The sequence below is a fragment of the Leeuwenhoekiella sp. NPDC079379 genome (assembly GCF_044542075.1).
Lineage (GTDB): Bacteria > Bacteroidota > Bacteroidia > Flavobacteriales > Flavobacteriaceae > Leeuwenhoekiella.
The window spans coordinates 183303-205541 of record NZ_JBITTU010000006.1 but is presented as its reverse complement, the minus strand read 5'-3'; the positions used below and the strand labels follow the sequence as shown (position 1 = coordinate 205541).

The following is a 22239-nucleotide window of genomic DNA, read 5'->3' as shown; positions in this document are numbered from 1 at the left end:
TAGTTTCTCAATCCTAAGCATCTCTTTAATTAGTGACCTAAGTTTAAGTTGATTATATTTAATCATAAATGTCTAATCTATGGGGTTCAGCTTTCTTAAAGAATTTAAATCCATACTTATTTTTGTTTTCTTAGTGGGGAATATTTTTTTATGCAAAGCACAAAAAACTCCAGAAGAAAGCCTTAACTACATTCTCGAGAAACAGTTTAGTAACTATGATTCAGTTCATAAATATTCAGGTTTCTTCAAAAGAGACTCGCTTCTCATTAAAAAATTTATTCAAAAAAGCCAAATTGTACCTTATAAATTAGGTGAATCTTTTGGTGAAAATATGTTTGGAATCTATTTAAGAGATATTTCTGAATATAAGGATGCACTAGCGCATCACGAAAAGAGTTTACAAATTGCTTTAGATATAAAAGATATTGAGATGCAGGTTTCTGCTCTCAATATGACCGGTGTTGTATATAGACGTATTGATGCGGTGCGCTCTGCACTTGATAAGCATAATGCAGCTCTTAGGCTTGCAGAGAGTCAACCCGTACAGACAAATACTTTAACCAGAGGAATTTCAATTTCATTAAATAGTATTGGTAATATTTATCTACTGCTGCGTGACTTTAAAGCAGCCGAAACCTACTTCAAAAAAGCAATTAACTACGAACGTACATTAAAGAGTGATTTAGGTCTTGCAATAAATTATGCAAATCTAGGTATCACCTATGAAGAACGTGGTTATTTTGAAGAAGCTATCAATAACTATAATGAATCTCTAAAGTATAATAACATCATTGACAGTGACTTAGGTAGGGTCATTTGTAACAATAGTTTAGGTCAGGTTTATCTGAAACAAAATAAGCCAAAGATTGCATTAGAGCTTATAGAATCTACTTTATTAACTGCAGAGGCTATAGGTGATAAATTTTATATCTCATTTGCGTATGTAAATATGGGCTGGGCAAATAGTGAATTAGGCAACTATGTTTTAGGTGAAAAATACCTTTTAGATGCTATGAATATTGCTAAAGAAAATGATCTGAAGCAATTTCTAAGTATGTCTTATTTACACCTTTCAGATTTAAAGGATGCTACAGGTAATTATAAAAAAGCTTTAGAATATCAGCGCTTGTCGCAAAAAGTACAAGAAGAATATCTCAACGAGGCAAACCACAAGTATGTTTCAGATCTAATAATGAAATACGATAGTGAGCAGAAGAAAAATATTATCAAACTTCTGGAACAACAAAACAATTTTGCCACATTAGAATTAGAGCAAAGCAGAAAAAGTTTTATACTAGTTTTAGTAGTGTTTTTTTTAATTCTCGTTCTCCTATTTATTCTTTATAGACAATACCGTCTTAAAAGCCAAAAACGCACCTTGAGCGCAGAGCAAAAATTAATGCGCTCTCAAATGAACCCACATTTCATCTTTAACGCCCTTTTATCAATACGAATTTACCTTCAAAACCATAATGTTTCTGAAGCGATAGAATATCTTAATCAATTCTCTAAACTAATTAGATCTATACTTTCTAGCTCGCTAGAAAAGGAAATTTCATTAGAGGAAGAATTGGAGACTATGCGTCTTTACATCAATATTGAAAACATAAGATTTTGCAATGAAATAAATTATACCATTAATATTGAAGAAAATCTTGATTTAAAAAGAATTAAAATACCCTCACTAATTTTACAGCCCTTTGTGGAAAATGCCCTTTGGCACGGATTACAGCCAAAAGAAGGTGAAAAAAAATTGAGTATTACAATAAAAAAATCACAAGCCAATTATGTGAATATTACAATAACAGATAATGGCATAGGACGTACGAAAACAATGAAGTTAGATTCTGAAAAATTAAACACACAGAAAAAATCTATAGGTATAAACTTAACCCTTAAGCGACTAGAAAATTTTTCTAAAAATTTGAAACACTCGTACAAGTTAGATGTTGTAGACTTGTATGACGACTATTTTGAAGCTTTAGGTACTCAGGTAAAGTTGGTTTTACCTTTAAATTAGTTTTTTTTAATAGATGGGATACGCTCACCAAAGTAATCAACTAAAATTGTATGCAGATGATTTCTCCCTATAGGTTTTGTCAAATAATCATTCATACCAGCGAGAAGTCCTCTCTTAATAGCAGGCTGCGTACTATCTGCAGATAAAGCAAAAATAATCGTGTCTTTGTTATTCTTACGTATTTCTGCTGTAGCCATAAAACCGTCTATATCTGGCATGTGAACATCCATAAAAATCAAATCGTATTTTTTATTATTTGCTTTCTCAATAGCTTCTGCTCCGCCATAAGCTAAGTCTGAAGATAACCCCAATAATTTTAAAAGTTGAGAGAGTAATAGTAGATTTAATTTGTTATCATCAACTGCTAAAATGTTTAGCGTTGTTAGAGTTTCTGGCATTTGTAGAAAATTAAACAAGAGTTTTATCTTGCTCATACTAAAGGGTCAAAGAAACTATAAAAAACAGATACAACTGTTAGGATTAACTTAAAATATGGAAATCTATAAAAGTAATTATCTAGTGTTGCAATTTTTTTACAAGTACTTAATTTAGATAATGTCTAGTTGGTCTTAGTTTTATTTTCAGATAGAATTTTGTTTTGTTCCTCCATCAAGTCATTCAATCGAGCGAGAAGTTGAATATTCTTAGGAGTTTCAACAGTTTTATCTTTGTGATCTTCACTTTTAGCCCTAAGAGAATTCATAACCTTAACAACTAAAAATACCACTATAGAAATTATAAGAAAATCTATCATCACGGTTATTAAGTCACCATAACCTATAGCAACTTCTTCAACTAGCTTGCCATCTGTACCAGTAAAAGCTTCTCTAAGCAGTATTTTTTTATCAGAAAAATTTACCCCGTCTGTTAAAAGTGAGAGTGGCGGCAGCATTACTTTTTTTACAATAACATCAATTACATTTTGAAAAGCTGCTCCTATAATAACACCTATCGCAATGTCAACCATATTGCCTTTTACAGCAAAATTCTTAAACTCCTGTAATAAACCCATAATTTAAAATAAGCTACCTTGAGAAAAATCACCGTCGTGGTCATTATCATCCTCGTTTGAGTCATCTGCAGAATTAACTTCAGAATCATCGGGCTCTACTACTTCGGGCTCTGGCAATTCATAAGGCAAAGACTCTAATAAATTTAATTGTTTTAGTTTTTCGGGATATAGTTGATTACCCAATGCAGTAATTCCCTTGACCGATATAAACTCCTCTATATTTACAGTTTCATTCGGTTTCTGTTCTTTATTTCGGTCTTTATAAAATCCCATTTCTAAAACAGGCCTGTAATCTGTAGACACAATTTCTAACTGTGTATTAGGGTGATCAGAAACAAATTGTTCCTCCTTTTCAGGATTATCAATTAGAAAACGCTTTAAATAATAACGCTCCCTGTTTCCGTCCCAATAAACTGCAGATATAGGTTTCTCAGGGATCCATTTTTCAAGTACAATTATTTTATCATCAAAACGTGTTGTAAGTTCAGGAATGATCGTTTTAGCAATACCATCCTGAGTTATAATTAACAAACGATCCTCGCCTTTAAACTCACCAAGCAATTCCCCGCGGTCATCTACATTAAGACGATTAACACTGTCATCAAACCAAATCTTACGCGGTCTAAGTGTAGAAATACCTTTTTCCTTAAGATCTATTACTCGTACTGAATGTTTTGTAACAATGTTTCCGTTAGCGTTTCTACCTTTAATTAATACATCAGAAAAATCAAGATCAAATTTGAGTTTTTTGACGTTGCCTATAGATCTTAAATACACAGTGACTAACTCTGCTTCCCCATTAGGGTTTGCTGAGAAATACAATACCTGAGAACCTTTTTTACCCTTTGTCATAGGGTATTCTTTATCTCTTGTAGTACTGGTAACATTAAAGCGCTTTACATAAGTAGCACCTCCCGGCCCATCTTTATAAATCATATTATAAATCGTGCGCTTATCTTTCTTCTTATATACTGCAATATGAATAATATCTTTACCTACAAAAGTCTTAGAATCAACTTTTGTAACCATCATATTCCCTTCTTTGGTAAATACAATAATATCATCTATATCTGAGCAGTCTGTAACATACTCATCTTTCTTAAGGGATGTACCCACAAAACCTTCTTTACGGTTAACATAAAGCTTTGTGTTACGTATAATAACTTTGGAAGCTTCTATATCATCAAATAATCTAATAACTGTTTTACGTTCTTTACCAGCCCCGTATTCCTTTTTAAGGCGTTTAAAATAATCTATAGCAAAATCATTAAGATTTGCTAAATGGAATTTAACCTGAGCGATATCGACCTCTAAAGCTTCGATTTTCTGCTGTGCTTTATCAATATCAAACTTAGATATACGTTTAATACGTATTTCTGTAAGTCGCACCAGGTCTTCTTCTATTACCGGCCTTTTAAGATGTGCAATATGGGGTTTTAATCCCTCGTCTATTGCCTTAAGAACGCCTTCCCAGGTATCTTGCTCTTCAATGTCGCGATAGATTCTGTTTTCAATAAAAATACGCTCTAGAGAAGCGTAATGCCATTGATTTTCTAACTCCTGAAGTTGTATTTCTAATTCTTGACGTAGTAAATCTTTAGTGCGTTCTGTAGAAATACGAAGCATCTGGCTCACTCCTACAAAAAGAGGTTTATTATCTTCAATTACACAACCTAGTGGGGATATGGCCACTTCACAATTTGTAAATGCAAATAACGCTCCTATGGTTTTATCTGGTGATAAACCAGGTGGTAAATGCACTAAGATTTCTACTTCAGAAGAGGTGTTATCTTCAATTTTTTTAACTTTAATCTTTCCTTTATCATTTGCCTTTAAAATACTATCAATCAGAGAAGTAGTTGTGGTACTAAAAGGAATTTCGGTAATAACTAAAGTATTCTTATCAAGCTGATTTATTTTTGCACGCACCCGTATTCTTCCGCCCCGCTTACCATCTCGGTAATCACTAAAATCTGCTTCACCAGCAGAAGGAAAATCTGGTAATAATGTAAATTTCTTCCCTTGTAAATGTTTTATAGAACCGTCTATAAGTTCTATAAAATTATGAGGTAGTACCTTTGTGCTCAATCCTACCGCAATACCTTCGGCTCCCTGAGCCAGTAATAATGGAAATTTTACAGGAAGATTTATAGGCTCTTTACGTCTGCCATCGTAAGATGCTTGCCAATCTGTAATTTTAGGGCTAAACAATACCTCTAAAGCAAATTTAGAAAGTCTGGCTTCAATATAACGAGAAGCTGCAGCTCTGTCTCCGGTAAGCGTATTACCCCAGTTACCCTGGGTATCTATAAGCAAATCTTTCTGCCCCATTTGCACCATTGCATCTGCAATACTAGCATCACCGTGTGGGTGATATTGCATGGTATGACCCACAATATTTGCAACTTTGTTGTAGCGCCCATCATCAAGATCTTTCATAGAATGCATAATACGGCGTTGTACCGGTTTAAAACCGTCTTCAATTGCGGGTACAGCACGCTCTAAAATAACGTAAGATGCATAGTCAAGAAACCAGTCTTTAAACATCCCGGTTACACGGGTGATGGTCTCTCCTGCATTTACTTCTTCGGGTTGCTCTTCTAAATTAGGATCTTCGTAGTTTTCGCTCATTGTTGCCTTCGGAAAGGTTTAGTATTTAATCTTATTAGATCTTAGAATTTTTAATTCTCTAAAACAGGATCTAATTCTACTTTTAAATTATTTATAATAAATTTTTGCCGGTCTGGGGTGTTTTTACCCATATAAAACTCTAGCAACTGCTCTATAGACACTGCCTCGTCAAGCATAACAGGGGCTAATCGTATGTTCTCACCTATAAAATGTTTAAACTCATCTGGCGATATCTCCCCAAGACCTTTAAATCGGGTGATTTCAGGCTTCCCTGTTAATTCTTCAATCGCATCTCTACGCTCCTGCTCACTGTAACAATAGAATGTTTTCTTTTTATTACGCACTCTAAAAAGTGGAGTCTCTAAAATATACAAATGCCCTTCTTTAATCAATTCTGGAAAGAATTGTAGAAAGAACGTGATAAGCAGCAATCGTATATGCATCCCGTCAACATCTGCATCTGTTGCAATTACAATATTGTTATACCGAAGATCTTCCATCGATTCTTCAATATTTAAAGCTGCCTGAAGCAAGTTAAATTCTTCATTCTCATACACGATTTTTTTACTCATGTTATAAGAATTTAAAGGCTTACCACGTAAACTAAAAACTGCTTGTGTATTTACATCGCGCGATTTTGTGATAGAACCTGAAGCAGAGTCACCCTCTGTAATAAATAAGGTGCTCTCAAGATTGCGCTCTTTTTTGCTGTCTGTTAAATGTACTCTGCAATCTCTTAATTTTTTATTGTGTAAGCTTGCCTTTTTTGCACGATCTTTTGCGAGCTTCCTAATCCCTGAAAGCTCAGTACGCTCGCGCTCTGCCTGTAAAATTTTACGTTGAATTTTATCTGCTGCTTCAGGATGTTTGTGCAGATAATTATCAAGTTTTGTTTTTAAGAAATCATTTATGTAAGTACGTACCGTAGGTAACTCACCACCCATATCTGTAGAACCTAATTTGGTTTTTGTTTGTGATTCAAAAACCGGCTCCATCACTTTAATACTTACCGCCGAAACAATAGATTTTCTAATATCTGAGGCATCGTAGTTTTTATTGTAAAATTCTCTAATAGTCTTAACTACAGCTTCTCTAAAAGCAGCTAAATGTGTACCACCCTGAGTCGTATTTTGACCATTTACAAAAGAGTGGTATTCTTCTGAATACTGAGTACGGCTGTGCGTTATTGCAACTTCAATATCATCACCACGAAGATGAATTATAGGATATAATGTGTCGCTTTCTGCAATGCGATCGCCTAATAAATCTTTAAGACCGTTTTCTGAATAAAATTTTTCCCCATTAAAAACAATCGTTAATCCCGGATTTAGGTATACGTAATTTTTTAGCATACGCGAAACATACTCGTTTCGGTATTTATAATTTTTAAATATGGTTTCATCTGGTACAAAAGTCATTTTAGTACCTCTTCTGCGTGATGTTTCTTCCAGAAACTCTTCGTTAACTAAATTTCCCTGAGAAAACTCTGCAGCTGCAGATTTACCATCACGTGAAGATTCTACTCTAAAAAATTCTGATAGTGCGTTTACAGCTTTTGTACCTACACCATTAAGACCTACAGATTTTTTAAAAGCTCTTGAATCATACTTACCACCGGTATTCATTTTAGATACTACGTCAACAACTTTACCTAAGGGAATACCTCTACCGTAATCGCGAATAATTACCCGATTATTTTGAATGCTTACTTCAATAGTTTTACCAGACCCCATAACAAACTCATCTATAGAGTTGTCAAGAACCTCTTTTAGAAGAATGTATATCCCATCGTCTGCACTAGAACCGTCACCTAATTTACCTATATACATACCGGGACGCATACGTATATGCTCTTTCCAGTCGAGTGATCTAATGTTATCTTCGGTATATTTAGTTTCTTCTGCCATAAAATGAAGGGATGTTTGCTAATATAGGACTTCAAAAACGGATTTAAAAGGTGAAAAAGTCAAAGTAATCAACAAAGTTTTAAAAAAATTAAATATTCTATTGATTACCAAAATTTTACAGCAGACTTTCTCCGTTTAAATCTGTAGTTAAAACTTCACTCATATAGTCAAAAAACGGAAGTAATAATTTGAAATGAGTAATCAGGTTTTCCTGAAAATCTTCTGCCAAAACTTCTTCATCTGTAAATGCGTGATTTACAAAGAAATTTTTATTGCGTATCAAATCTATGTTAGGATCTTCTTTACTAAAACCCTTGGGAGCGGTTTTAACCTGATCTTCGGTATTAAAGCCATTAAATGCTTTCTTGAATTTTGGGTGTTTTAAAATGGCTCTTATGGGTTCTGCGTCTAACTCAAACTCTTTACGTATGCGTAATAAATCTGGAGATTCCGGACTAAAAAAACCGCCTCCCATAAAACTATTTCCCGGTGCCATTTGAAAATAATAACTGCCTCGACGTTGCACTCCTTCCCTACTAAATATCGCGCTCCGGTTTGTTTTGTAAGGCATTTTGTTTTTACTAAAACGCACATCCCTATTAATTCTAAATACCTTTGCACGCTCTATTTGATCAAAAGTGTTTAAACTGTCTTTTGTGGAAGCACAAAATGCTTTAAATTCTTTTTCAAGTTTTAGGTAGGTGCTTTTGTGAGCATCCATCCACTCTTTTGTATTGTTTTCTTTTAATTCTTTGAGAAAATTAAAGTAAGCCCCAGGTACTGTTATTGACATTAAGTTTTTTGATTTTTATTCTGAAGAATTTCATTTAAACTCAAATTTGGAGCATAAATTAGTACTTCAAAATTACAGCATTTCAAGCGGTTTTAAATGTTTTTTTTTAAAGTGATACTGCGATTTATTTAGATTTAAAAGGCATCAAACTAATAGTATTTACAACCACTTTTTTCTCTTAAAATAATAAAGTAATCCTAGAAACACAAGAATCATAGCACCCCACAAATAAAAATAGCCATACTCTAGATGAAGTTCTGGTATATACTCAAAATTCATCCCATAAATACCTGCCATAAAGGTTAATGGTATAAAAATACTCGCCATTATGGTTAATACTTTCATCACCTCATTCATTTTATTACTTATGGTAGTCATATACATATCCATAAGTCCCCAGGTCATCTCACGATAGATATCTATACTATCTGTTACCTGTGTGACGTGATCATAAAGATCACGTATGTAGCTAATTGTTTTTTCGTCAATTAGTGTACTATCTATTTTTTCAAGTCTATTTACCACTTCTCTAAAAGGAAATACAGCTTTACGTATGCGCAACACTTCACGCTTTAATTCTTGTATATCTTGTGTAATGTCTTGATCTGCATTATTAGCAAATAAAATATCTTCAAGATCTTCTATACGATCACTCATTGCCTCAATAAGGGTAAAGTAATGATCTACTACAGCATCCATTATTGCAAACATCAAATAATCTGAACCCGCATTACGCACGCGACCTTTTGAGTTGGCAATGCGTTGCCTCAATGAGTCAAATACATCCCCATCTGCCTCCTGAAATGTGATAAGGTAATTCTCACCTATTACAAGACTTATGTGCTCATTCATAAATACACCCTGCTCATTGTAGTACAGCATTTTGAATACAATAAATAAATAGTCAGGATATTCATCAATTTTAGGTCGTTGCTGGGTATCTACAATATCTTCAAGAATTAATGGGTGTAGGTTGTAATGTTTACCCAGCGTTTCGATTTGATCAATTTGACTCAGACCATTTACATTTATCCAAGAAATTTCACCTGCCACTTGCTTGTTAAAAGCTTTTGAAACGTCATTATAAACCTCATACCGGTGGGTTTCTGGAGAATAATCAATCAATTCAATGGTAACGTGCTTTTGATCTTTAATACCTGTATAAGTAAGCGTTCCCGGAATATCATTTTGTATTTTTCGGTGAGCGCCTCTAATTTTTGGCAGTTTAGGGAGTTTGGGCTTCTTTAACTTTACGCGTTTAGACATTGTGCTTAATTAGGAGTTTTAAAAATAGAAAAAGTCCATCAATTGATGGACTTTTAAAATTCTATATAATAAGATTAATTAAGCGTGTTGCAGATCGTGTTTACCCTCTTTAATCTCTTCGATTACTTTAGCATTAAATGCTGGTAAGTCATCAGGGTTACGGCTTGTAACTAATGCCTCATCTACTACCACTTCCTGGTCAACCCATAATGCACCAGCGTTCTCTAAATCTTTCTTAATAGAACTAAATGAAGTCATTGTACGCCCCTCTACTACATCTGCACTAATTAAAAGTTGTGGAGCATGGCAGATTGCTGCTACCGGTTTTTTCTGTTTGAAGAAGTCTCTAATAAATATCAAAGCATCTTCATTTCTTCTTAGTTTATCAGGATTAATTACTCCACCCGGTAATACCAGTGCATTATACTCTTTAGCTGAAACTTCACTTAAAGTTTTATCCACATCATAATCATTAGACCAATGATCTGTATCCCAAGCTTTAATAGTACCCGCTTCTTCACTGATTATATGAACTTCAAAACCTTCCTTCTTCATTGCTTCAAGAGGCGATTTCAATTCACTTTCTTCAAATCCGTTTGTTGCTAATATTGCTACCTTTTTCATAATATATGTTTTTTTGGTTCATTAATATTTCTTAGCAAATTTAGTCGGATAGTCTTTAGACTCGGGTTAATACCCAGTTAAAGCCTACAAGCAAAGGGTTAAGCTTTGTTAAGGTAAGCCACCTTTAAGTTAATTTAAGTGAAGATTCTTCTGATAATTTTACGTGTTGTAAGATTAGCCCTGATGCTTGAGCTATATGGGTTAGTTGATACGGTTGTGAACCATCAAGACTTTGCTCAAACTCTTCTGATGTCATTTTACCACTACCTAAGTCAAAAAGCGATCCCATCATTAGCCGCACCTGATGTCTTTTAAATCCTGCCCCTACGACTTTAAATACATAGGAAGTCTCCGGAAAGAAATTAGCTGAATACAAAGTATTAATATCTATTGAAGATGAGATAATGTGCATAAAGGTTTGCGTTTCGGGAGTAGATTTATAGGCATAATTACGATAGTCGTGCTCTCCTTGCATCATTAAAGCACCTTGCTGCATCAAATTTATATCTAGATTCCCCTTTATATTAATCATAAAAGGTGCACAAAACGGATGATTTTTTGAGCCAAATGAAAAGAGATAGATATACTCTTTTAATTTTGGAGCCTGAATAATATTCACGCCTTGATCCTTTTTTTCAATACTAAGCAATTTAATGTCCTGCGGAAGGTTTTCATTAAACTCAGTTAAAAAGGTATCTAAATTAAGAGGAGCTTCTTTTAATATCAACTCGACATAGGTTTCATTTACTGAAACTTTAGAATCTGTACGCCCAGCTGCAATGAATTTAAAATTATTGCGACCTAGTACATAACGCAACGTGCGTTGCATCATACGTTGAATAGTTAATAGATCTGGTTGTTTTTGCCAACCATGGTATCTAAAACCCAGATATTGAATTTTAAGTAAGTAGTAATATTCTTTATTAAACATAATGCAAAAATAAAACTATTATTGAGAAGGGGGTTTTCTTTTATTTTAGGAGAAAATTCCTGACCAGAACATCAAACTGTGCAAATACTATTCTCTAAATTTGACAGTAACTTAAAAGCAATGGTAAACAAGAAAGAAATTGTAAATCAAATACGGTCACACAAACAAAACGCTAACCTTAATTTTAAACTAAAGGAAGATACACAGCGTTTTACACGTGAATTATTTGCGACTTTATTTAATTTTCCCAATAATCTCGAAGAAGATTTAGACCGTTTAGAGCGACTATTTGAAGATCTTGTAGAACTTGCCTGCTGGGAACTCGATAAAAAATGCAGTAAAGTTTGGGATGACTACGTGAGTGAACTTCCTGAAATTCTTAGAAAACTTAACCTTGATGCTAAAGCGATTTATACAAATGATCCTGCAGCAGAAACCATTGAAGAAGTTTATCTTGCTTACCCCGGTTTTTATGCAATAGCTATTTATAGATTAAGTCATGCGCTTTATAAAAAAGGGTTTCCTATTGTACCGCGCTTAATGACAGAATATGCGCATCAGGTAACCGGTGTAGATATCAACCCGGGAGCAACCATAGGAGAGCATTTTTTTATGGATCACGCTACAGGGATCGTAATTGGTGAAACCGCCGTGATTAAAGATCATGTTAAATTATATCAAGGAGTTACTTTGGGAGCTCTTAGTGTTTCTAAAGAATTACAAGCGGTAAAGCGTCATCCTACCATCGAGAATTACGTAACAATTTATGCAAATGCGACAATTCTGGGCGGTGAGACGGTAATAGGTGAACATTGTTTAATAGGTGGTAATGTTTGGCTTACAAAATCTGTCCCACCCTACTCCCTGGTTTCCCACAAACCCGAAATTCTGATTAGAGAGCTCGAAAAGAAATAAATTCGGTATTTCAAAAATAGATTATGAATTACTCAATAGAACGCCTTATTGGCAATACTCCCCTTGTAGAATCCCGGGTTTTACAAACAAATTCTAAAGTTAAATTACTTTTTAAACTTGAAGGACAAAATCCCGGTGGAAGCGTAAAAGATCGAGCTGCTTTTAATATGATCACAAGTGCATTAGAGCGCGGCGACATTAATAAAGACACAAAACTTATAGAAGCTACCAGCGGCAATACGGGTATAGCACTTGCTATGATAGCCTCTATATACGGCCTACATCTAGAAATTGTAATGCCCGAAAACGCAACTAAAGAACGTGTACAAACGATGCGTGCATACGGCACAAAAGTTATTTTAACTTCAAAGGAAATAGGTATTGAAGGAGCCCGTGATTTTGCAGAAGCTAAAGTAAAAAATGAAGGCTATTATATGTTCGATCAGTTTTCTAATCCTGATAATTGGAAAGCGCATTACAAAACAACAGGACCCGAAATTTTTAAAGATACGGCAGGTAAAGTAACCCACTTTGTTTCTTCAATGGGTACCACAGGTACCATTATGGGCACTTCAACGTATCTAAAAGAACAAAATAAAGATATTCAAATTGTAGGTGTACAACCTACAGATGATTCTAGTATTCCTGGCATACGTAAATGGCCACAGGAGTATCTCCCTAAAATATTTGATGCTTCAAAAGTTGACCAGGTAATAGAAGTTAGTGAAGCAGATGCCCGTGTTATGGCAAAACGACTTGCTGAAGAAGAAGGTATTTTTAGCGGAATGAGTAGCGGCGGTGCTACAGTAGCTGCACTGCGACTTTGCGAACAGTTAGAAGAAGGTATTGTAGTTTCAATAATTTGTGACCGCGGTGATCGATATCTATCTTCAGATTTATTCGATTGAAACCAGAACCTAAAAAACTACAACTTCAATACACCGGATTTCTAAATACGGAGCAACTCATATTTGCTCCGTTTGAATTTCCGTTTTTAAATTTTCAATTAAAAAATTTTTCAGATACGCTTCCTGATGATTTTGTAATGCCTCAAAATATACGTTTAGGTCAGCGAATGGAAGTGTTTATGAGTGCTGCTTTAAAAAATGAGCATTATACAATACGTGCTAAGAATTTACAGATTATTGCAAATAAGCGTACGTTAGGTGAGCTAGATTTTATATTAGAAGATCATAAAGAAAAGAAATTAATACATCTTGAAATGGTGTATAAATTTTATTTCTACAGACCTGAAATTGAAGGAGACTGGCGCGCTAAACTCATTGGTCCTAACGCAAAAGATCAATTGATTTTTAAACTTAATAAATTGAGTCAGCATCAATTTCCTATTTTAAAAAATAGGAATACGCAATTGTATTTAAAGGATTTAAGGTTACTAGATCGCTATATAGAGCAGCAAATATATTTTAAAGCGCAGATATTTGTCCCTTTTAAATTTACTACAGATCAAGTGATTTCTAAATTTCAAAACTGCGTCGCCGGTATTTACTTCAGAAGAGAGCAGTTAGACTTTTTTCTAAATAGCGAGTACACTTACTATATACCACCTAAAAACGATTGGGTAAGTAAGCCATCAGAATTTGAAGAGTTTTTACCATACAGAAGTTTTTACAAAAAAATAAGCGCTGCTCTAGAAGAACAACGCTCGTGTATGTTTTGGGTAAAAGATTGCAATACTAAAGTCTGTAAAAGACATTTTGCAACCTGGTGGTAATTAAATTTTACTAACTCTTACAGCATTCATACCTTTTTGACCACGCTCTAGTTCATAAGCGACTTTGTCATTTTCATTAAGTTCGCCATCTAGAATTCCGCTTACGTGAACAAAATATTTCTCCTGATTTTCGGTATCAATAATAAATCCGAAACCTTTAGAATGATCAAAAAAGGATACTTTACCTTTTCTAAATTTTGCTTCTTCTGCAGCTATCTTATCTTCTTCAGTAGTTTTAGGGACACTTATTTGAATGTCTTCTAATTCTACTTCTACTCGTAATGAAGGATCTGGCGGGGTATCTGTTAAATTTCCGTTGTGATCAACATACGCGATCATATCTTCAAAGTTTCCGCCTACAGAATTTGCTTTACGCTCTTCTTTACGTTTTAATTTTTCTTCACGTTTTTTTATACGCTTCTTCTCTCTTTCTGTCTTGCTATAAGTTTGTTGTGATTTAGCCATTATCTGTTTTAGGTGAATAAATACTAGCCTAGATTGTTTTTTGAGGTAATGATACGTGTGATATGAAGAATGGTAATTTATTTACCTTTTAATATATCTTTCGTTATCAAGTAACATCTTTAGCAGGAATGCTAAAAAATCTAAACTTCGGTAAAGATACAAATTTAAAGTCATATTTTACAATTCTGGCAAGTCTCTATTGCGAGTTTAACTAAATGATTTTTTGATTAAAAAAAGCATCATCTAAATCTTGATGTATACAGTTTTTTCTTACATATCGAATATTTTACAAGTTATTTATGGACTTTTTATGTTAAAAAACGTATTTAAAAGCTTTTAATCGTTTTTTTGAATATCCAGATCTAAAATTTTTGTTAGTTTTACTTGATATCCTAACTAACTATTAATGAGAGCTTTTAAATTTTTAATTCTCTTCATTTTATTCTCCACTATTCTCCTCCCTTTATCTGCGCAACAAACAGCGGTAGGTATAGGTACCGTGAATCCTAGAATGAAATTAGAAGTTGCGGGTGACGCAAATATTCGATCTGGAGTAACAATCGGTGTAATTGATAATTTACAGGACGAAGACACTTCTACCTTTTTAATTCAAGAAGGAAACGCACGTATAAAATCTTTAGATGTGAGTAATCCTACAGGTGCTGCCCTGGGATATATTCAGGTTTATGAGATATTTAATCCTAATGAAGATTGGGTTTATGATTTTGATACACAGGTAAATGCTACAGATTTTGTTCTAAATGCAATTTCTGCTTCCTATGATCGTGAATTAGATATTAATAGAAATGCCACAATTCCGTTTTATTCTGCATTTATTCAAAATGGTACCTGGCACATAAAAGCAGATTTCCCAGCTGCTAACAATAGATATCCAGCAGAAAAAGGAACCTGGACAATTACAACTCTCATTTACTCGAATGATTTATCAAAGCAGTTTGGAAAAATAAATGTTTCGATGGCTGGCGGAACAACTCAAACCGCTGTCAACCCGTTTATAAATTAATTGTATATGAAAGAAAAATACTTATTGATTCTTTTTCTTATAGTAGGCAAAACTTTTGCTCAGGTTGGTATTGGCACTACTTTGCCTCTAGCAGATTTGCACGTAGCAGGTTCTGTCGTGGTGCAAGACAATTTTAAAACCAATATTCTTCCTACCGTCACTGCTACAGATGAAAATTTTAAACTACTAACACGCCGTACAAATTCATCTCCTGTAACCGGTGAAATAACACGCCTTAATGTAGATGAACTTACTGTTGCCCCAATGAATATTTTTAAATACAGGTTTGAAAATCTGAGTTATGATAATTTAATAGATATTGATATAAGCTTTGAAACCGATAAATACATTGTAGGTATCGCAGACTTTAGATATATAGGAGCTCCCGTAATAAAACTTCCCATAAATACAAATCTTGATTCTATAGGTGCGTTTGTGGTGCGTGTTTTTGAAAGTAATGGAACCTGGCATTTAGAAATTAGAAATAGATATTTAGACACTGTTGTAGAAACTAATGCTGTCGCTTATGAATTTACTTTAATTGTTTACGACACCTCTTTTTATCGCAAATTACCGGTCATACGTACAAATCTTAATGGCAATAACACAGGTACAGCGGCAATAATACCTGATCTCTACTAAATGATTAAAAAACTACTATATACCCTATTTTTTCTATTTATAAACCCATGGTGTATACAGGCACAAGTGGGAATAAATACAGATGCCCCTACAGCAATGTTGGATGTAGACGGTACAGCAATTATAGATGAAAAGCTTTTTCTAGAAAATCCTGGTAATTCAACCCAAATACGAGGGTCCAAGCTTATTATAGAAAGAACAGATAATTCAATTGTTCAATACGATATTTCAGTAAGTAAATATGGTCCCATTAATTATGCTGAATTGGTTTTTAGCAACACTTCTCGATTTGGTATTACAGACTATAATACAAAAATAAGTACAGATGATTATATACTTTCGGTACAGGGATATTACTTTGTTGAACACGGTACCGGCTCTACAAGCGTAATCACCGCGAGCGGAACGGTTAACACAATTGTAGAAGGTTATCAGGTTTACGCATATAAAAATCCTGTAGATAGAAAATGGTATATTAAATGCTTTATAAATAACGGTGGCATTTTTAGAACATCAGCAAACCCGGTAACTACCATAGATTTACACATGAATATTATCATATTTAGAAAGGGTTTGCTAGCTAAAGAAGTGCCCGGTTTTACTGTGAATGTAAATAAGAATACTATAGGTACTTTACCCAAGCCAGCGGGATTTTAAATCTAGTTTTGAGCCTCATGTTCTTGCAGATCTTTCCGTAGGTCTAATTTTCTAAATTTAGGTGAAATAATACCTGTAAAAACCACTGTTATTAAAGTCATACTTCCTCCAAAGACAACCGCAGTTACCGTTCCCATAAGTTTTGCCGTAAGACCACTTTCAAAAGCTCCCAGTTCATTAGAACTTCCCACAAACATAGAGTTTACGGAAGCTACCCTTCCCCGCATCGAGTCTGGAGTTCTAAGTTGTAAAATGGTCTGCCGTATAATCATAGAAATACCATCTGTAACACCACTCATAAATAAGGCTGCCACAGAGAGCCAGAATGTTGTAGATAAACCAAAGACAATTATACAAACTCCAAAACCAAAAATAGCTGCTAATAATTTTAATCCGGCTTTCTTATACAATGGAAAATACGCTGAAGTAAACATAGTAATAAGTGCTCCCACTGCAGGAGCTGCTCGTAAAATACCAAAACCTTCTGGTCCCACCTTTAATACATCTTGCGCATATATAGGGAGTAAAGCAACTGCCCCACCAAAAAGCACAGCAACCATATCTAAACTTAACGCACCTAAAACTGCTTTACTATTGCGCACAAATTGTATTCCCTCTTTTAAGCTTTTTAAAATAGGCTCTCCAATGTTAGGATTTAATATGGGTTTTTGCTTAATCTGAGACAAGCAAATAAGAGCAAAAAGGGAAAAACCAAATATTAAACACATTGACCAGTGAACTCCAAACCAGTTTATCGCAAAACCACCTAAAGCAGGCCCAAGTACCGCGCCCATTTGCCAGACACTACTGCTCCAGGTAGCCGCATTAGGATAAACTTTTTTAGGGACTACCAGAGAAAACAGGGAGAAAATCGTAGGTCCTAAAAAGGCACGCACCACACCGCCTAAGAAAACCAAAAAATAGATACAGTTTAAGGTAACATTTGTAGAAATCGAAGCGGTAAATCGAGGCCAGGTCAATAAAAAAAGACCAATGCTAATTACCGAAAAACCAAAAAGACATTTAAAAAGCAAATTTCTTTTTTCATTTTGATCTACGATATGTCCTGCAAATAATGCTAATGAAACGGCCGGTATAACTTCCATTAAACCAATAATACCTAGAGATAACGGGTTTTTAGTTATACTATACACTTCCCACTCAATAACTACAAATTGCATAGACCAGGCAAATACCATGGCAAAGCGCACAAGTAAAAAGATATTAAATTCTTTGTAACGTAATGCTGCGTAAGGATCATTCTTAGCCATAAACCTAATTTATGGCGCAAATATACTTTTAAGTAGCTACCGAATATTAGAAAAACTGATCGTAAAATTACTTTTTGCTTAATAATAGACTTTGTATCACTTGGATAGACTAAAATATTTTATTTCGTTTTATATCTGTCTGATTCTTGCGGCTTTTACTTTTTCTTGTAGCGTACCGTCTTAGACCTTTGAGTTATCAAGCCGTATTAGTGAACTATTCTAACTATTAGCAACATCCGTTTCCGGGAATACAAGGGTCTGAAGCAGCTTTAATTAGCGGGGTTGTTTGACGGTCTTCGATACCGCAGGCATCTTTTGCCAGACAATCTGTTAGTTGAGCTATTAGGGTAAAATATTTCCCGTTATGACCTAAATTATAAATATTAATAGTCTCTCCCTGATACTCGATTTCGACATCAAGGTCGGGTAGTTGCAATTCGCGTTCAGATAGACTTAATATTTCGACTAATTTTTCAGGGTGCAACCTATGGTTATAATCATTAGCAGACCATAGTTGCAGCACAATAGTTTCTTTAGTTCGCTTCTGACCCCCACAATCTATAAAACGCTTAGTACTTAATCCTACTTCGGTGACGTGAAAATGACTGGGTACTAGTTTTCCGTTAGGTAATTCAAAACCAATTTTTAAAGCTTTAGAAGCATTTTTTTTAAGTTCGGATAATAACATATTTTGTGATTTAGCAACAATCAGATTGCTTATTAATTTCATTATGTTCAAATTAAATCTTTTGCTATTCAAAAAACATAGAAGAGTTTTGATTTATACAGTAGCAAACACGTATCATCATCTTCTGTTTCTAATAAATAATTTAATTTTTTAGCATTTTCTATTGTCAAGCTATTTTAGACTGCTTTAATAGGTCTTAGATTTAACAAAGTTCTTACAGAATAGAACTATATGCCGAACGGACCCGTACTTATGTGTTTAGCGCCATTTCATTCTGTTATTCAGCAATGAAGCATCTTTTAAAAGTAATTGACTTCAATTCATCGTAATATTACGATAATTAAGTGTTGTTGCAGGTATTTTGATTTTATTTCTTTGTTAACCTATTGCAAAATCTATAAAAAATAAAGTTGTTAAGGGTAACTTTGTCAAGTACAAAATTAACATGATGCCAGATTTCAAAAACAGTCTGCATTAATACGTATATCTATGGAATCTGATAAGCAAAAAACACACAACAAATTAACCGAAAGTTTACAAGGTTTACTAGTTAAAAACTATGATGCCGAAAAGGGATTTATAAAAGCTATGCAGCATTTAGAACATCCTGATTTGAGAGGGTTTATGCAACGTCAGGCGGCAAAACGTAGTAATTTTGCAACAGAATTAGATCGTGAATTACACGCTCTAAATGAAACTCCTAAATCTAGCGGAACACTAGCCGCTGATTTGCACCGAACATGGATTGAATTAAAGAATACTATACTAAGTGCAGACGTATCAACTGTGCTTGAAGAATGCTTAAGAGGTGAGAAAAATAGCGCACACGAGTATGAGACTGTTTTACAATCGCACGAATTTCCTCAGCATTTACGTACGGTAATTAACAATCAGCTTTCAAAAATTTACCGAACAATTGATGATTTACAGCAGCTAGATGACATAACAAAACTACAGTAGCATAAAGATCTATTTAAATAAGTGCCTTTAAATTTATTTTAAAGGCACTTATTTTTTGTCTTGCTGAAACTGTATCACAACTAAATCGACGTTGCAGTATTAGCATAAAAATGTTCGTGAAGAGTTGTTTTCATTATCATATTATCATAATGAAGTTAATATTATAAATAAAAAAATATAAATCATTCAATTTTTACGAATATAGCTTAGCTTTCACAAAGGAGTTATTTTAATTTTAAAGAATTACTTATAAATAAAGATTTATATGAATTCTTCAGAACTTCCAAGACGCGATTGGCTAAAAAAAATAACATTATCTATGGGAGCGCTAGCTCTTGCTCCTACAGCATTATGGGCAAATTCAGTAGAAAGTGCACGAGCTAAAAATCAAAAATTCATTTATCAAAATCCGGTTTTTGATGAATTTACCCCTCCAAGGTTTCCTGACCTCAGCACCGTAAATGCGCGTCTGGTATGGAATGAAAATCCATACGGACCTTCAAAATTAGCTGCAAAAGCATTTCAGGATGCTGTTTGGGATGGCAATCATTACTCGTGGTCCTCATTAAGTAATCTTGTAGACAAAATTGCCGCTTACGAGGGCGTAAGTACAGATCAAATTATGATGGGTCCTGGCTCTTCAGATTTATTAGAGAAAACTGCATTAGTCTTGTTTCAAAATGGTGGTAATGTAGTGAGTGCAGATCCTAGCTATATGTCATTAGTAAGCGTAGCAAAAGCTGCCGGTGGTTCTTGGAAACCCATTAAACTTACAGCAGATTATCAACACGATCTTGAGGCTATGGAAGCCGCTATTGATAAGGATACAAAACTCGTTTACATTACAAACCCAAACAATCCTACCGCTACCTTAACAGATACCGCAAAACTTAAAGATTTTTGCAGTAGAGTTTCTGAGCAGGTACCTGTCTTTGTAGATGAAGCTTATTTAGAACTGGCGCCAGAAGGTTTAGATGCGAGTATTTCATCGCTTGTTGCAGCAGGTAAAAATGTATTTGTAACCCGTACTTTTTCTAAAATTCACGGTATGGCGGGTTTACGTATGGGGTATATGCTAGGAAAAAAAGAATCTCTTTCTGCTATAAACGAGATCACACGTGGTGGCATGGGCATCGCCGGTCCTACTGTCGCTGCTGCCTCTGCAAGTATGGATGATACCGAATATTTGAATATGTGTAAAACTAAAATTAAAGAAGCACGCGATTATACAACTGCCTATCTTGAAAAGCGTGGTTTTGAGTACATGCCTTCATCAACAAACTTTATAATTTTTCCTATAGATATGGATGGAGATACGTTTTTAGAGCAAATCTATGAACGCAAAGTTGTTGTTAGAGCTTTTAAATTTTGGAATCAAAACTGGTGTCGTGTAAGTATGGGCACTATGGAAGAAATGCAGTACTTCACAAATGCTATAGATGAAATATTAGTTTAAGATGGATGTTAACCTTCAGAAAACATTTTTATTTCTGGTCTTTATTGCCTTAGGTTTACTACTAAAACTTAAGGTTAAAGGAAAGCAAGAATTAGCCGGTATCAAGATGATAATTTTAAATCTTGCATTACCGGCAACTATATTTATTGCCCTTCTAAGCATACAGGTTGAATCTTCTTTGCTTGTATTGCCCTTTATTGCTTTACTTATAAATAGTGTTTTGCTTTTTATTACACCGCTTATTTTACCAGTTTTAGGAATTAGAAAAAATTCTCCTAACTATCGCAGTGCTCATCTTTTACTACCTTCATTAGCGCCTGGTTTAAGTTGCTTTCCATTTATATTAGAGTATCTGGGTGAAGAATATTTAGCAAAAGCTGCAATGGCAGATTTAGGAAACAAACTCTTTGTTCTTCTTATTTTATATTTAGTAGCAATGCGCTGGCATTACAAAACACAGAAGATTACCGGTAAATCGCAGGTTTCAAAATTTAAAAATTTATGCATTGCAATGATTTCAGAGCCTGTAAATTTTTTAATTTTAGCAGCTCTTATTTTACTTGTTGCAGGATTTAATCTTAGTAGTCTCCCCTACTTGGCTAGCGAAACTTTTAATAGATTGAGTATCTTAATGACACCCTTAATTTTACTATTTATAGGACTTTCTGTAAATGTAAAACGAAAACAGTTTTTTGAGATTACCTCATTACTTTTAGTAAGAGCCGGCATCGTGGTCTTTCTAAGTATAGGTTTAATATTAATTTCTGGGATAAAATTATCTCAGGATCGCTTATTGTTACTTGCATTTGGATTAAGTGCCTGTAGTTTTTGGCCGTTTGCACATATTGCAGCTGTTGATAAATATGAGAAGAAAGTTGCTGAGGGCAGCAAAACATTCAATCAAAATTATGCAATTACGATACTAGCCATTTCGTTTCCACTTTCTGTAGTACTTATCTTAGGAATTTTATCTGCTGGAAATCATTTTGCAGATATAACAACACTAGTTATTCTAGGATCTTTACTTGTGCTTCTAGGGTTTATTTATCCTGTATTTCTAAAATTTTCAAAGGTAAATCGTAATCAGAAAGAAGAACTACGACAAGAATTAGAAGGCACGTACACACTACGACAAGTCTCAGAAAATTAATAACGTTCTTATTAAAGTATAATATAAAAATTTAATTACTACAACCTTAAGTGATCGTTGACTTTTAGCTTAGGAAGTTATTTATATAAAAA

General features: G+C 34.2%; 21 protein-coding genes. 10 read left to right on the top strand and 11 right to left on the bottom strand.

From position 1 onward, the window contains the following. Positions 1-79 precede the first annotated feature (79 nt). A complete protein-coding gene (locus ACIGAM_RS12730; protein ID WP_396511820.1) occupies positions 80-2020 on the top strand; it encodes a tetratricopeptide repeat protein in 1941 nt (646 codons plus the stop codon). Here the strand turns inward: ACIGAM_RS12730 and ACIGAM_RS12725 are convergent. From ACIGAM_RS12725 to ACIGAM_RS12690, 8 genes are all read right to left on the bottom strand, one after another. Beyond that, on the bottom strand, positions 2017-2454 hold the full coding sequence (locus ACIGAM_RS12725; protein WP_396511819.1) for a response regulator: 438 nt from the start codon (positions 2452-2454) through the stop codon (positions 2017-2019). The two genes, ACIGAM_RS12730 and ACIGAM_RS12725, sit on opposite strands and share 4 nt — an antisense overlap. A gap of 125 nt (positions 2455-2579) precedes the next feature. Continuing rightward, a complete protein-coding gene (gene mscL / locus ACIGAM_RS12720; protein WP_396511818.1) occupies positions 2580-3032 on the bottom strand; it encodes a large conductance mechanosensitive channel protein MscL in 453 nt (150 codons plus the stop codon). A 3-nt stretch (positions 3033-3035) separates the two neighbouring features. After that, the gene (locus tag ACIGAM_RS12715; RefSeq protein WP_396511817.1) at positions 3036-5663 is read right to left on the bottom strand and encodes a DNA gyrase/topoisomerase IV subunit A; all 2628 of its coding nucleotides are present in this window, start codon (positions 5661-5663) and stop codon (positions 3036-3038) included. A 50-nt stretch (positions 5664-5713) separates the two neighbouring features. Beyond that, entirely contained in the window at positions 5714-7570 is a 1857-nt protein-coding gene (locus tag ACIGAM_RS12710) for a DNA topoisomerase IV subunit B (protein WP_396511816.1), read from the bottom strand. A gap of 115 nt (positions 7571-7685) precedes the next feature. Further along, the gene (locus ACIGAM_RS12705; RefSeq protein WP_396511815.1) at positions 7686-8363 is read right to left on the bottom strand and encodes a DUF2461 domain-containing protein; all 678 of its coding nucleotides are present in this window, start codon (positions 8361-8363) and stop codon (positions 7686-7688) included. A 159-nt stretch (positions 8364-8522) separates the two neighbouring features. After that, positions 8523-9629: a magnesium/cobalt transporter CorA gene (corA, locus tag ACIGAM_RS12700; protein WP_396511814.1), complete on the bottom strand. Its 1107-nt coding sequence runs from the start codon at positions 9627-9629 to the stop codon at positions 8523-8525. Between the two features lie 78 nt (positions 9630-9707). Further along, positions 9708-10253: a type 1 glutamine amidotransferase domain-containing protein gene (locus tag ACIGAM_RS12695; protein ID WP_396511813.1), complete on the bottom strand. Its 546-nt coding sequence runs from the start codon at positions 10251-10253 to the stop codon at positions 9708-9710. 124 nt (positions 10254-10377) lie between these two features. Continuing rightward, on the bottom strand, positions 10378-11184 hold the full coding sequence (locus ACIGAM_RS12690) for a tRNA pseudouridine(38-40) synthase TruA (protein WP_396511812.1): 807 nt from the start codon (positions 11182-11184) through the stop codon (positions 10378-10380). Between the two features lie 120 nt (positions 11185-11304). Here ACIGAM_RS12690 and epsC point away from each other — a divergent pair, with 120 nt between their 5' ends. Genes epsC through ACIGAM_RS12675 form a run of 3 tightly spaced genes read left to right on the top strand, consistent with a single transcriptional unit; the run spans position 11305 to position 13834 of the window. Next, positions 11305-12099, top strand: coding sequence for a serine O-acetyltransferase EpsC (gene epsC, locus ACIGAM_RS12685; protein WP_396511938.1), 795 nt, complete (start codon positions 11305-11307; stop codon positions 12097-12099). 23 nt (positions 12100-12122) lie between these two features. Next, entirely contained in the window at positions 12123-13007 is an 885-nt protein-coding gene (gene cysM / locus ACIGAM_RS12680; RefSeq protein ID WP_396511811.1) for a cysteine synthase CysM, read from the top strand. Further along, positions 13004-13834, top strand: coding sequence for a DUF1853 family protein (locus ACIGAM_RS12675; protein ID WP_396511810.1), 831 nt, complete (start codon positions 13004-13006; stop codon positions 13832-13834). The genes cysM and ACIGAM_RS12675 overlap by 4 nt, the downstream gene beginning before the upstream one ends. On the opposite strand, the gene ACIGAM_RS12670 is transcribed toward ACIGAM_RS12675, so the two are convergent. Continuing rightward, positions 13835-14299, bottom strand: a complete 465-nt coding sequence (locus tag ACIGAM_RS12670; RefSeq protein ID WP_396511809.1) for a cold-shock protein — start codon at positions 14297-14299, stop codon at positions 13835-13837. Positions 14300-14705: 406 nt separating this feature from the next. On the opposite strand from ACIGAM_RS12670, the gene ACIGAM_RS12665 reads away from it, so the two are divergent. From ACIGAM_RS12665 to ACIGAM_RS12655, 3 genes are read left to right on the top strand one after another with little or no spacing between them, the layout of a single operon-like run. Then, positions 14706-15323, top strand: a complete 618-nt coding sequence (locus ACIGAM_RS12665) for a hypothetical protein (RefSeq protein WP_396511808.1) — start codon at positions 14706-14708, stop codon at positions 15321-15323. 6 nt (positions 15324-15329) lie between these two features. After that, positions 15330-15965, top strand: coding sequence for a hypothetical protein (locus ACIGAM_RS12660; RefSeq protein WP_396511807.1), 636 nt, complete (start codon positions 15330-15332; stop codon positions 15963-15965). Next, a complete protein-coding gene (locus ACIGAM_RS12655; protein ID WP_396511806.1) occupies positions 15966-16622 on the top strand; it encodes a hypothetical protein in 657 nt (218 codons plus the stop codon). Positions 16623-16624: 2 nt separating this feature from the next. Here ACIGAM_RS12655 and ACIGAM_RS12650 read toward each other — a convergent pair whose 3' ends face one another. Together ACIGAM_RS12650 and ACIGAM_RS12645 are read right to left on the bottom strand one after the other, a co-directional pair. Then, complete coding sequence (locus ACIGAM_RS12650; protein WP_396511805.1) at positions 16625-17893, bottom strand: MFS transporter; 1269 nt, start codon at positions 17891-17893, stop codon at positions 16625-16627. Positions 17894-18119: 226 nt separating this feature from the next. Continuing rightward, on the bottom strand, positions 18120-18581 hold the full coding sequence (locus tag ACIGAM_RS12645) for a DUF6428 family protein (protein WP_396511804.1): 462 nt from the start codon (positions 18579-18581) through the stop codon (positions 18120-18122). A gap of 489 nt (positions 18582-19070) precedes the next feature. On the opposite strand from ACIGAM_RS12645, the gene ACIGAM_RS12640 reads away from it, so the two are divergent. The 3 genes from ACIGAM_RS12640 to ACIGAM_RS12630 all read left to right on the top strand — a co-directional run bounded on the left by ACIGAM_RS12640 (position 19071) and on the right by ACIGAM_RS12630 (position 22147). Continuing rightward, positions 19071-19541, top strand: coding sequence for a PA2169 family four-helix-bundle protein (locus tag ACIGAM_RS12640; RefSeq protein WP_396511803.1), 471 nt, complete (start codon positions 19071-19073; stop codon positions 19539-19541). A gap of 265 nt (positions 19542-19806) precedes the next feature. After that, on the top strand, positions 19807-20997 hold the full coding sequence (locus ACIGAM_RS12635; RefSeq protein WP_396511802.1) for a pyridoxal phosphate-dependent aminotransferase: 1191 nt from the start codon (positions 19807-19809) through the stop codon (positions 20995-20997). A gap of 1 nt (position 20998) precedes the next feature. Further along, positions 20999-22147, top strand: a complete 1149-nt coding sequence (locus tag ACIGAM_RS12630) for a permease (protein WP_396511801.1) — start codon at positions 20999-21001, stop codon at positions 22145-22147. The last annotated feature ends 92 nt before the right edge of the window (positions 22148-22239 follow it).